The sequence below is a fragment of the Alteromonas lipotrueae genome, assembly GCF_019249255.1.
Lineage (GTDB): Bacteria > Pseudomonadota > Gammaproteobacteria > Enterobacterales > Alteromonadaceae > Alteromonas > Alteromonas lipotrueae.
On the sequence record NZ_JAESDJ010000002.1, the window covers coordinates 357,054 to 369,961 of the forward strand.

10 protein-coding genes are annotated in these 12,908 nt (G+C 45.7%); 6 read left to right on the forward strand and 4 right to left on the reverse strand.

The window, feature by feature from the left end; all coding sequences use genetic code 11:
* Positions 1-15: 15 nt before the first annotated feature.
* From KYS23_RS04985 to KYS23_RS04995, 3 genes are all read left to right on the forward strand, one after another.
* Positions 16-1,263 (forward strand): ammonium transporter family protein, encoded by a 1,248-nt coding sequence (locus KYS23_RS04985; RefSeq protein WP_013785694.1) that lies wholly within the window; start codon positions 16-18, stop codon positions 1,261-1,263.
* Between the two features lie 183 nt (positions 1,264-1,446).
* The gene (gene ggt / locus KYS23_RS04990; protein WP_159528255.1) at positions 1,447-3,126 is read left to right on the forward strand and encodes a gamma-glutamyltransferase; all 1,680 of its coding nucleotides are present in this window, start codon (positions 1,447-1,449) and stop codon (positions 3,124-3,126) included.
* 50 nt (positions 3,127-3,176) lie between these two features.
* Complete coding sequence (locus KYS23_RS04995) at positions 3,177-4,106, forward strand: Dyp-type peroxidase (protein ID WP_159528257.1); 930 nt, start codon at positions 3,177-3,179, stop codon at positions 4,104-4,106.
* Between the two features lie 41 nt (positions 4,107-4,147).
* On the opposite strand, the gene KYS23_RS05000 is transcribed toward KYS23_RS04995, so the two are convergent.
* The 4 genes from KYS23_RS05000 to KYS23_RS05015 form a co-directional block, all read right to left on the reverse strand.
* A complete protein-coding gene (locus tag KYS23_RS05000; RefSeq protein WP_159528259.1) occupies positions 4,148-4,474 on the reverse strand; it encodes a hypothetical protein in 327 nt (108 codons plus the stop codon).
* A gap of 91 nt (positions 4,475-4,565) precedes the next feature.
* Complete coding sequence (gene hemL, locus KYS23_RS05005) at positions 4,566-5,849, reverse strand: glutamate-1-semialdehyde 2,1-aminomutase (protein WP_159528261.1); 1,284 nt, start codon at positions 5,847-5,849, stop codon at positions 4,566-4,568.
* Positions 5,836-6,867: an aspartate carbamoyltransferase gene (locus tag KYS23_RS05010; protein WP_218418171.1), complete on the reverse strand. Its 1,032-nt coding sequence runs from the start codon at positions 6,865-6,867 to the stop codon at positions 5,836-5,838. Before KYS23_RS05010 ends, hemL begins: the two co-directional genes overlap by 14 nt.
* Positions 6,868-6,952: 85 nt before the next feature.
* Positions 6,953-7,609, reverse strand: a complete 657-nt coding sequence (locus KYS23_RS05015) for a TetR/AcrR family transcriptional regulator (RefSeq protein ID WP_218395648.1) — start codon at positions 7,607-7,609, stop codon at positions 6,953-6,955.
* 120 nt (positions 7,610-7,729) lie between these two features.
* On the opposite strand from KYS23_RS05015, the gene KYS23_RS05020 reads away from it, so the two are divergent.
* From KYS23_RS05020 to KYS23_RS05030, 3 genes are all read left to right on the forward strand, one after another.
* Entirely contained in the window at positions 7,730-8,884 is a 1,155-nt protein-coding gene (locus tag KYS23_RS05020; protein WP_159528265.1) for an efflux RND transporter periplasmic adaptor subunit, read from the forward strand.
* Complete coding sequence (locus KYS23_RS05025) at positions 8,881-12,027, forward strand: efflux RND transporter permease subunit (protein WP_218418172.1); 3,147 nt, start codon at positions 8,881-8,883, stop codon at positions 12,025-12,027. Before KYS23_RS05020 ends, KYS23_RS05025 begins: the two co-directional genes overlap by 4 nt.
* A 185-nt stretch (positions 12,028-12,212) precedes the next feature.
* Positions 12,213-12,905, forward strand: a complete 693-nt coding sequence (locus KYS23_RS05030) for a DUF2982 domain-containing protein (protein ID WP_159528269.1) — start codon at positions 12,213-12,215, stop codon at positions 12,903-12,905.
* The last annotated feature ends 3 nt before the right edge of the window (positions 12,906-12,908 follow it).

Genomic DNA, 12,908 nt, shown 5'->3' on the forward strand with positions numbered 1-12,908 from the left:
GCGGAGAAAAGCATAATGGAAATTACATTTGAACTCGGGTATGCACTTGATACCTTTTACTTCTTAATCTGCGGTGCACTAGTTATGTGGATGGCGGCAGGTTTCGCCATGCTAGAAGCTGGTTTAGTACGCGCTAAAAACACGACAGAAATTCTAACTAAAAATATCGCGTTATTTGCCATTGCTAGCACCATGTATATGATTTGCGGCTACGGCATCATGTATGGCGGCGGCGAGTGGAGCCCGTTCCTAGGTGGAATTATGGGTGACGGCGCAACAGGTGTTGCTGAAGATGCAGCAACGTATGCACCTTCTGCTGACTTCTTTTTCCAAGTAGTATTCGTTGCAACGGCAATGTCTATTGTTTCGGGTGCAGTGGCTGAGCGTATGAAGCTTTGGGCTTTCTTAGCATTCGCTGTTGTAATGACTGGTTTCATCTATCCGATGGAAGGTGCTTGGACGTGGGGCGGTGAAGCTGTATTTGGCATGTACACCCTTGGTGACCTTGGTTTCTCTGACTTTGCAGGTTCTGGTATTGTTCATATGGCAGGTGCTGCTGCAGCGCTAGCTGGTGTCCTGGTACTCGGTGCTCGTAAAGGCAAATATACTGCTGATGGTAAAGTTAACGCTATTCCAGGTGCTAACCTTCCACTTGCTACGCTAGGTACATTCATTTTATGGATGGGTTGGTTTGGCTTTAACGGTGGTTCAGTACTTGCTACTGCTACAGTTGAAAGTGCAAACGCGGTTGCGATTGTATTTATGAATACTAACGCCGCAGCAGCTGGTGGTTGTATTGCCGCGCTTATCTTAGCACGCATTATGTTCGGCAAAGCTGACCTAACTATGGCCCTTAACGGTGCACTAGCTGGTTTGGTAGCAATTACCGCTGAGCCTTCAACGCCTACTCCGCTTCAAGCAACCTTATTCGGTGGCCTTGGTGGTATCTTAGTAGTACTAAGCATTGTAGCGTTAGATAAACTTAAAATTGATGATCCAGTAGGTGCGATCTCTGTTCACGGTGTGGTTGGTTTACTTGGTCTTATCCTTGTTCCATTCACTAACGACGGTTCAAGCATTGTGGGTCAGTTAATTGGTGCTGCTACCATCTTTGTTTGGGTGTTTGTAGTAAGCCTAGTTGTTTGGTTAGCGATTAAAGCCGTTATTGGTGTTCGTGTAACTGAAGAAGAAGAATTCGACGGTGTTGATATGAGTGAATGTGGTCTGGAAGCTTATCCTGACTTCACCAACGGCCGTACGTAAGGAAGTCTGAACAGGCAAAATTACTTATAATAACGATAATGCCTGTATCACCAATCTTAAGCCCCGCATCTGCGGGGCTTTTTTCGTTTTTCATAAAGTTAAAAATAACGCTAAACTATTGATAATTTACTTAGTTAGCAATAATGCTACATTAGGTTTATTCTCTTATTAGGAAAGTAAATCATGCTGTTGCGATGTTTGTTACTACTGTGTGTCAGTCAAATGGCTTATGGGTACGATAGGGTTACCGGCGCGCCGTTTGCGAGTCGTTCAGAAGTTATTGCTCAACATGGTATGGCTGCGACAAGCCAGCCTCTTGCTACCCAAGTGGCTCTTGATATTCTTAAACGCGGTGGAAGTGCCGTAGATGCCGCCATTGCTGCTAACGCTATGCTGGGGCTTGTTGAGCCCACAGGAGCGGGGGTAGGTGGCGATCTATTCGCAATGGTGTGGGATGCAAAGGAAAACAAGCTAGTTGGGTTAAATGCATCGGGCCGCTCTCCAAAGCTGCTGACCAAACAAGTGTTTAACGATAGAGGTTTAGCGCAAATACCTAAATTTGGCCCACTGCCAGTGTCTGTGCCTGGGGCAGTAGATGGCTGGTTTATGCTACATGAAAAGTTTGGCAAGTTACCTATGACGGCTTTGCTCACGCCGGCCATTGAATATGCTAAAAATGGTTTTCCTGTTTCTGAATTGGTTGCTTATTACTTAGCAATGAACAACGAAAGAATAGGTCATTACGATGGGTTTGCAGAAACGTTTCTTATTAATGGGAAAGTCCCCAAAAAAGGGGATGTTTTTAAGAATCCTGGCCTCGCGGTAACCTACGAAAAAATGGCAACCGGCGGGCGAGATGCTTTTTATAAGGGTGACATTGCGCAAAATATTGACGCCTATATGAAATCGCAAGGTGGCTACCTTTCTTATGCTGATTTAGCGTCGCATACGTCAGAATGGGTAGAGCCGGTATCAGCAAATTATCGCGGCTACGATGTATGGGAGCTTCCCCCTAATGGGCAGGGTATTGCGGCATTACAAATACTCAATATATTAGAGCGCTATGACATCGAAGGCATGGGCTTTAATTCTGCCGAGTATATTCATACCTTTGTGGAAGCGAAAAAGTTAGCATTTGAAGATCGCGCAAAGTTTTATGCTGATCCCGCATTTAACGACATTCCAGTTGAGTGGTTAATTTCCAAAGATTACGCCACTGAACGTCAGCAGCTTATTAACGGCGATAAAGCCGCAGAACGTGTAGACGCAGGTATTTACGATGGTGATACAGTTTATTTAACGGTGGCCGATAAAGACGGTAACATGGTATCGCTAATTCAAAGTAACTATCGCGGTATGGGATCAGGGATGACACCCCCAGGGCTTGGTTTTGTGCTGCAAAATCGCGGGGAGATGTTTACCTTAGAAGAAGGTCATTTCAACGAGCTTAAGCCTGAAAAACGCCCATTTCACACCATTATCCCTGCATTTGTTACTCGTAATGGTGCGCCGTTTTTAAGCTTTGGTGTAATGGGCGGAGGTACTCAACCTCAAATGCATGCGCAAATTATTGTGAACATGCTCGATTTTGGTATGAATTTGCAAGAAGCGGGTGATGCTCCGCGTATTTTGCACAGCGGCTCTAGTTCGCCAACAGGCAAGTTAATGCTTGATGGCGGTTATATCAGTCTTGAATCAGGATTTGATGAGACAGTACAGCGAGAGTTAATGGAGCGAGGTCACACATTGCGTCGCGTTGTTGGTGCTTTTGGGGGCTATCAGGCAATTATGTGGGATGATAAGCGCAACGTTTACTTTGGGGCTTCTGAAAGCCGAAAAGATGGACAAGCTGCGGGTTATTAATACACACTCGTATCATTGTTCGCCATGGTTAAATAACAATAAGAGTGCCCATGACACAACCACAAAAAGGGATTTGCGCAGAACCTAATTTACATGCGCAATATTTACTGCTTAACGTTATTGATGACGATAGTGAGGCGGTAAGGGCGAAGCTTGCCCGCGTGTTAGATATATTCGAACACTTTGAGTCTGAGCATTACGAAGCTATGGTGACCGGTGTTGTGGCTATTGGAACTGGCTATTGGACTGAAGTGTACCCAGGCTTAATTCCAGTAGAACTGATGCCTTTCCCTGATATGCAATGTGAAGATAGAAGTGCGCCTACAATGCCCTGTGATTTGTTTATTCAAATTAGGGCTGACCGTTTAGATATTTGCCATGCTATTGGCATTGAGGTCATGGATTTACTTCGATTACACGTAGAAATGGTAGAACAAATTCGTGGTTTTCGTTACCTTGATGGTCGCGATCTTACCGGGTACTTGTATGCAGCAGACAACCCTCGTGGAATGAAACGCAGAGAGGTTGCCATCATAAATGAAAACGATCCTGATTTTATCGGTGGAAGTTATCTACACGTACAGCGCTACAAACATGACTTGCGCCGTTGGCACAGCCTCTCATCACGGCAGCAAGAACAAGTGATGGGAACCACTCAGCAGCATAACTTAGTGAGTGCAGAACAATCTGAATCTTCTCATAGTGTTCGCGCCAACATAATTACCACTGAAAGTGGTAAAGCAGGGCTGATTAAACAAGGTATGCCGTATGGCGATATGGTGTCGCAAGGTTTACTGTTCGTGAGTTGCTCGGCCAGTGCTAGGCCCTTTAAAGCCATGCTACATAGTCAAATATACGGCAATGGTGATGGAGATTATGACCGCTGGTTAGATTTCACCAACGCGGAAACTGGCGCTGCCTTTTTTGCGCCATCCGTTACTTTTATTCGCGAGCAGGCGAAAAAGATAGAATCTGAATAACGTCGGTGAGGCTATACTGAATAGTTAAGGCGCCATCCCAGTCATCTGGCAGCAGCATGTTTTGATATATAAGACACCCATCGATGTGATGCTTCGCGTAACGCCATCCCAACGTCAATCGCTTTATCTTGTGAGGTTAACATCAGGGTGATCAAATACCACCACCATGGCATAACCAAGCTCAATGTGGCCTGAACCGGTTTTAGTAATATGGTCAATAAACTGTTGGCGGACGAACTTTTGAACGGCTTGAGATAACTTAACGCTTCATTATCAATGTGTTGATTGTGCGGGTCGTCAGAGGGGTAAGATTTTGACTTGGCGTTAAGTCGTTGCCGATAGGCAAGTCTGTGCTGACGACACCTCACCAGCACAGCGGTAACGACAACACGGTAGGCAAAAAACTAAACACTTAGTAGTAACCAATCCGTTGTCGACAAAATTACCTATACATTGATGTTATTTGAGCGTTGCAAACACCTTGTCAGCCGCTTCTAATGTTTTAGCAATGATGTCTTTATCATGCGCTTTCGATACAAATCCAGCTTCGTATGAGGCCGGTGCCAGGTAAACACCTTGCTCCAGCATGCCGTGATAAAACTTATTAAACTGCTCAGTATTGCAGTTAATCGCCTGCTGATAATTCGTAACGCGCTCAATGTCTGTAAAGAATATTCCAAACATACTACCGGCAACATTAGTACTTAGTTTAATACCATGCTTATTGGCAAGTGCTTGCATACCATCAGCAAGTGCTTGAGTATTTTCAAAGATGCCTTCGTAAAGGCCTTCTTCTTGAATCTGCTGCATGGCCGCTAAACCTGCTGCCATCGCCACTGGGTTACCAGAAAGCGTACCGGCTTGGTAAACGGGACCTGTAGGAGCAATATGGGTTAGGATATCTCTTCTACCACCAAAACAGCCTACTGGCATTCCGCCGCCAATCACCTTTCCTAAGCAAGTTAGGTCTGGTTTTATGCCATAACGCTCTTGAGCGCCGCCCCGCGATACCCGAAAACCTGTCATCACTTCGTCAAAAATCAGAAGGCTTCCGTATTCATCACACACATCGCGAAGACCTTCTAAAAAGCCCTCGACAGGGGGAATGCAGTTCATATTGCCAGCAACTGGCTCAACAATTATACAGGCAATGTCGTTTCCGTGAGCGTTAAACACCTCTTTTACACTATCGATATTGTTATATTCGACGGTAAGCGTGTGCTCAGCCACGTTAGCGGGTACCCCTGGAGAGCTCGGCACGCCCATGGTCAATGCCCCTGACCCCGCTTTTACTAGCAACGAGTCGGCGTGTCCGTGGTAACAGCCTTCAAATTTAACGATTTTATTGCGACCCGTGTAGCCGCGAGATAAACGAATAGCGGACATGGTGGCTTCAGTGCCTGAATTTACCATGCGTACCATTTCCATTGACGGCACCAATTTACTTACCGTTTCAGCCATAATGATTTCAGCTTCGGTAGGTGCACCGAATGAAAGACCGAATTCAGAGGCATCGATGACTGCTTGACGAATTTGTGGATTATTATGACCCAATACCATGGGGCCCCACGATTGCACGTAATCGATATACTGTTTACCATCGGCGTCCCACATGTAAGGGCCATCAGCTTTGGTAATAAAACGAGGTGTTCCGCCAACGGCTTTAAAAGCGCGAACGGGTGAATTAACACCGCCAGGAATGGTTTTTTGGGCGCGGGTAAAAAGGACTTCAGATTTTTGCATGTAATTCATTGCTCTTGTTGCTGAACCATACCACTTCACGTTCATATTTAGTCAATAACTCTTCAACGCCTAACGTAAGCGCAAATAACGCCATGCGTACGAGAACGCCGTTGTCGGTTTGTCTGAATATGGCAAGGTTTGGATTTAAATTTAGGTCGTTATCTAGCTCGTTAGCCTCTATACGAGAATCTCGAGGAAGTGGATGCATAATGACGGTTTTAGACTGGAAATGGCGAGTATAAATAGAGTGATTTAAACGAAATTTCCCACGGTATTTATTGGCTTCTTCTTGAGAAGGAAAACGCTCTTCCTGAATGCGGGTTTGGTAACAAATGTCGGCATCCATACTGCCTTCAAGTGTTTCAGTAATGTTGAGCTGATGCCCCGCGTTTTCAATGGCATCGATAATCGGTTGTGGCATGGCTAACTCTTTAGGCGATATTAGCGTGAAGCGCACATTTTTGAATAAGCATAAAAGGCGAGACAACGAGTGTACGGTTCTACCGTAACGAAGGTCGCCAATCATTGCGATATGCAAACCATCAATACCATGGCCATGGTATTCCAATTCACGTTTAATGGTAAATAAATCGAGTAAGGCTTGAGTGGGGTGTTCATTAGCACCGTCACCACCGTTAATCACTGGAACACGACTGCCTTCTGCAAACTCGGCTACCGATCCCGCAGCAGGGTGACGCATGGCAATAATATCTGAGTAACCGCTCAGTACACGGGCGGTATCATAAAGTGATTCGCCTTTCGCTAAGGCTGAACTGGCCATGCCGGTGGTTTCACGCACTTCACCACCTAAAAGGTTAAACGCGGTGCCGAAACTGACGCGAGTCCGGGTGCTAGGTTCGAAAAATAAATTACCAAGGATGGCGCCTTCAAGCACAGTAGTGCGCTTTTGGCGTTTCGCATAAGGCTGCATAGAATCTGCAACTGAGAATACCTTCTCAATAGCCTCGCGATCGAATTGATTAACCGAAAGAATGTGGTTACCGGTAAAGTCAGACATGTATCACTCAATCATCAACGAAAACGGCTGTAGTGTATAACAAACGAGGAAATAAGTAATCCTTCGTCGCCGTCGCGATGGTGAGTTATTCGTCTTTATTTGTACAATAAGTGTTAAATAGCAGTAAGGTTTTCTCGACAGCAATTTCTACGTGAGCGCTAATTGCTTTATCAAGCATTGCCTCTTGAACACCGCACAGCAATTTGTTGTGAAAGTCACTTTGTAACAACGAGCAAAAGTCTATGGCCAACTGCACACTGTTAGCTTTCGTTAGCGCACCTTTGCCATAAAAGAAAAACACCTCAGAGAAGGCTTCTATCGATGCTCCAGGTCCAGCATCATAAAATAGTTTTGCCACATGAGGGGTGCTTTGTGCTTCGCCAATGACCAACCTGAAAACAGCAACCGCCTCAGGATCTTGTATTAACCTGATGAACTGCGTACCTACCTGCTTTAAATAATGGTTTAGCGGAAGGTTAGCACTAGTGCCTTGCATCAATTGGTTGGTGTCTAGTTGATAAGATTGGCATTTCTTCGTAATAGCGGCCTTAAACAAGGCATCTTTATTGTCGAAATGAGAGTAAACCGTTTGTTTTGATACCCCCGATGCCTTAGCAATATTATCCATTGAGGTATTGGCGAAACCATTATCGATAAATAAACACGACGCAGAATGAAGAATAAGATTATGTTTTTCTTCGCTTTTGGGGCGGCCTTGTCGTTTGTTTTTTTGTTCAGACAATGGAATCTCACTTAAAATTTAATATCAAACTAGACGGTCTAGTATTTATAATCTAGCATAGTAAAATTAGTATACCAAATATGCCTAGGCGTATGAGCCTGCAGAAGCAAGGAAATTGAAATGACAACCGAGTCTACTGAACAAGGAAAAGGGGCATCGGCAGCATTGTATGCTGCTATCGCTATCTTCGTTGTTGGATTAACGCTTCTGCTGTTTGCTGCCGGGCTTAATGGCGCGACACAAAAATTTGCCGAGCATCCACCAACTGCGGTTTCAACTACGCGAGTCACGCTACAAAGCGGCTTTGAAATGCCGGTAAAAATTTATGGATTGATTGAATCTCCCAAAGCGGCTGATGTGTCTTTTGATACCAGTGGCCAAGTCATAGCTATTTTCGCAGACGAGGGAGATACGGTTCAAAAAGGAGATGTACTCGCCAAGCTAGACAGTGACAGATTGTCTGCCCGCCTTGTTGAATTAAACGCGACGTTAGAACGTACCCGTGCAGATTTAACGTTGGCAGAGCTCAGTGAAAAACGGGTGACTGTGCTGGTAGAGAAAAAACTAGAATCGTCGCAACGTTTAGATGAAGTCAACGCTAATACGGCTGCAGCTAGTGCACAGGTTAAAGAGATTGAAGCAAGCATTGAAAGTCTAGATGTAGAACGAACTAAGACAAAATTGCTCGCGCCTTTTTCAGGCACAATCAGTGCGCGTTACTTTGATGAAGGTAGTGTTGTTGCGGCAGGTGCAGCGTTGCTCAGTCTTACCAGCGATGCTCCCTTACAAGCTCGCTTTGCGGTGCCTGCGGATATGGTCTCATTATTTCGTGTAGGTGAAGAGGTAGCCCTTAATGTTGATGCGTTAAATATTGAAGCAACGGTGAGCCAGCTTTCCCCTGTACGCAACAGACAAACCCGTACTGTTGATATCCTGGTTAATTTATCGAGTAATGCTGGCTTAAGACCGGGCGATCTTGCCACCTTGGTGGGGCAGCGTCACGGCGATAGCAACGGCAGTTGGATACCTGCAAGTGCGCTTAGCAATGGTTTACGAGGGCTATGGCGAGTATTCGTGGTGACAGAACAAGAGACGCTTACCCTTGAAAGCAGAACCGTTGAAGTTATTTATACTGACGGTGAGCGTGCCTTTGTACGCGGCGCATTAAGTGAAGGCGACCGCTTAGTATTAAGTGGTACGCATAAGCTGTCGCCAGGGCAAGCGGTTAAATTGAGCGAGGGTGATTTGAATAGCGCTGATGGAGCAACGCGATGAACCCTATGCTATTTGATACCGATAAAAAATACCCATGGTATACCTTATTCTACCGACGGCCTCACTTACTCGTTTTAAGCTTAGTGATATTACTTGTCGCAGGCATGTCTGCGCTAGGTAACTTACCGCGCTTAGAAGACCCTAGAATTGATACCCGAAATGCCCTTGTGATTACGTCGTACCCGGGGGCTTCGGCAGAAAGGGTGGAAGCCCTAGTCAGTGATGTATTAGAAGACAAGCTACGAGAAATCTTTGAAATAAAAGAAGTCAAATCTACCTCAAGAGCTGGTATTTCAGTCATTAATATTGAAACGCAGGATTGGATTGATGGCAGCAGTAACGAACAGTTATTCAGTGAAATACGAGACGCTATAGGCGAAGCATCAGTAGGTTTCCCAGAAGGCGCGGGTTCGCCTATTTTTGATGAAAAGCGAGGGGCCACTGCATTTACATTATTATTAGCATTAAAAGCCTCTCACCCTGATACCACATCACTTACCCTTACGGGTCGGTTAGCGGAAGAGCTTACCGATAGACTTCGTAATGTACATGGTACCGAGTTAGTGCGTATTTATGGCGCACCCGAAGAAGAAATTAGCGTAAGTATCTCCCCTGATAAACTCGCGGCAACCGGCCTAAACCTCGGGCAAGTAAGCAGTATTATTAGTCATGCCGATCCTAAACTTCCTGCGGGAGTGCTGGACACTGAAAGCACAAATTTACGCTTCACTGTGGCGAAAGGGTTAGACGGGGTGGCAATGGTTTCTGCTATCCCGCTGGTGAATCAAGATGGTCGTTACTTACGGGTAGAAGACATTGCAACGGTATCTCGTGGGTATGTGACGCCACGTTCTGACATCGGTGTGCTTGACGGAGAAGAAGTTATCTTCGTTGCTGCCCGTATGCAAACCTCGCTACGTGCAGATGTATGGACTCACGATGCGCTAAGCGTCGTTGATAGCTTTAATCAGGAATTTAAAGGCACGGTAACAGCTGATATCGCTTTTGAGCAAAATAAATATACCAGCAATCGCTTAGCCGAACTGTCGGGCAATCTATTAATGGGTTGTGCGGTAGTCATGTTAGTTATATTGCTCTTCATGGGGTTTAAAGCATCGTGGATAGTGGGGTTGGCGCTTCCGTTGTGTGCGTCTTTTGCGTTGTTCTCTCTTAACTTTTATAACGAACAAATTCACCAAATGTCTATCTTCGGCATGATCATCGCTATTGGACTGTTAATCGATAACGCCATTGTTATTACCGATGAAATTCGGATTAACTTACAAGACCCATCCGCCACTCGGGTTGGCGCGATGGCCAAAAGTGTTTCTCACCTTTTTGCGCCTTTGCTGGCCTCTACACTTACCACCATATTGGGCTTCATGCCTATTTTCCTGCTAAACGGCAATATTGGTGATTTTGTTGGGCCTATTGCTATAAGCGTGGTGATGGCATTGATCGGCTCGTTGTTCATATCGTTGACAGTAATAGCGGCATTGGCAGCTCGCTTTCTCCCTAAAGGTGAACAAGCTGAAAATATGGCGAATAAACATTGGTGGCAAGTGGGGTTACAAGCCCCTAAATTAAGCCAAGCGTTTCGCGAACACTTAGCCGGGTGGATTGCTCGGCCCCTTTTAGTCTTGCCCCTAGTTCTTGTGTTTTGTATCTCTGGTTTTGTACTCTCAGGCACGTTGGCTAACGTATTTTTCCCCAGCGCCGATAGAGATCAGTTCGAAGTTTATATGTGGACAAAAGAGGGCAGTAGCATAGGCAACACACTCGCTTACACCCACAAAGTCGACAGTGTTATTCGCGAAAGCGAAGGGGTGAAGCAGGTAACATGGTTGGTAGGAGGTTCTGCCCCTTCAGTGTATTACAACCAAATCATGACGCGCGATAATTTACCCAACTTTTCTAATGCAGTAGTTACGACAAATACGGTAGAAGAGGCGGCCACACTAATTAGTCGTTTGCAACATCATCTTGATGATACCTTCCCTGAAGTTCAAATTGTGGTGCGCGCATTTGGACAAGGTCCGCCTATTGCTGCGCCGGTAGAAGTAGAAATATTTGGGCCCGATTTAGACATATTGAATGAATTAGGACAGCAAGTTCGATTTTTAATGTCAGATGTCCCTGGTATTTCCCAATCAACAGCCAGTATCACCATGGGTGAACCAGAACTTAATGTTGATGCCTCAAGCGATACATTATCTTACCTTGGCCTGAGCCTTTCCGACTTAGCTAGTCAGATGCAAATTAACTTCTCAGGGCTTGCTGGTGGTTCGGTTTTGGAAAGCACAGAAGAAATTCCTGTGCGGGTTAGATTGTCAAATAGCTTCCGACAAGATGTGGCGGGTATTAATTCCATGCCCATTCCGGTGGCTGCGGACAGTTCGGTAAATAGCGCTATAAACTGGTCGTCGTTAGGTGCAGTGGCTTCGTTAACACTAGCACCGTCTATCAGCAGCATTACTCGACAAGATGGAGAACGGGTCAATCGTATTCAGGCTTACCTTTTGCCGAATGTCCCCGCTGTTGATGCCAGTAATACGCTAAGGCAGAAGCTAAATGAATACTTAGCGTTGCCAGAAGGGTATCGTATTCATATTGCAGGTGACGCAGATGAACAGCAGCGAGCAATGGGGCAGCTAGGGACTTACGCGCCGGTGCTCCTTGTACTCATGCTAACTACTTTAATTCTAACCTTTACCAGTTTGCGTATGGCTGGTGTGATTGTATTGGTAGCGATACTGTCAGTAGGGCTCGGTATGTTTAGTTTATGGTTGTCAGGCTTACCGATAGGCTTTAACCCCTTGTTAGGATCGGCAGGGTTAATCGGGGTTGCGATAAATGGCTCCATCGTGGTTATTGCGGCGATAAATGCAAACGCGCAGGCTAAACACGGGAATATCGCTGCTATCGTGCAAGAAACCATGGGCTGTAGTCGACACATTCTTTCCACAACCTTTACCACGGTTGGTGGATTAATCCCGTTGTTGCTCTTCAGTGAAGGGAGCTTTTGGCCGCCTCTTGCTGTCGTGCTGGCCGGTGGCGTAGGCTTTTCTGTCATATTGTCGTTAGTGTTCACCCCCATACTGGTGGCAGCATTTCAGCGCTACCGCTATCGACATCTGGCCTAACAACACGAGGTATAAACAGGTAAACTGTATTTATTATTAATCTGTTTGCCTGTTTATGCGTAAAAGTCAGAACAAACGAAATGCGCCAACACGCCATTTTAGCTGGTGGAAAACAGACTGTGCCGTCTGCCAGCGTATTCGACTTTATGTGCTGTGGGCCTTAATTATGTTGGTTGTGTACCTGTATGTCTGGCAATAACCCTGAACCTATTCTTATTCGAGCCGCGTCAAAAAGTAACGGTATAACCAGTATTGTTATTGGTTGCGCAGGGTTGGTGTTTGCTGCGCTTTGGTTTGTATTGCTCCCTGATTGGCTTTTCCTTGCAGGTATTCTTATCACCAGCGCCGCATTAGTTACCTTGCTGGTGGGCTACTTCAAAATTAGAGAGCCTGAATTCAGCCTAGAAATGACCACAGAGGTAATTACCTATCGCCACCGTTTAGGCAGCTGGCGGATACATTGGGAAAACTTACAGCGGGCAGACTGCCCCAGAGTACGACAAGGATTAGAGCATGTAGGGCTTGAAACCGTGGGTTTTAAATTAAAAGACTATACCGAGTTTCTAACCAGTATATCGCCACGTTTAGCCACTCATTTGCTTATGGAGCAGCGGCCTTTGTTGCTGCATAACACCAATGAAGGGTGTGCAACGGGAAGTTGCTACGAAGAGTCTATGTTCGATGACAATCATTTTACGTTAAACAATGGCACGGTACTCACTGGGGTAAAAGCCATGTTGGCAAACCGTATGGCAGAGCTTCGCAAGCGCCTAGGTTATGACGTGTTTATTGCCACCTCTGACATAGATAGAACTCCAGAAGAATTTGCTGCGCTTATTTCTCAATGCCAAGCCGCTCGCAGAACCAATAACGCCTAATAA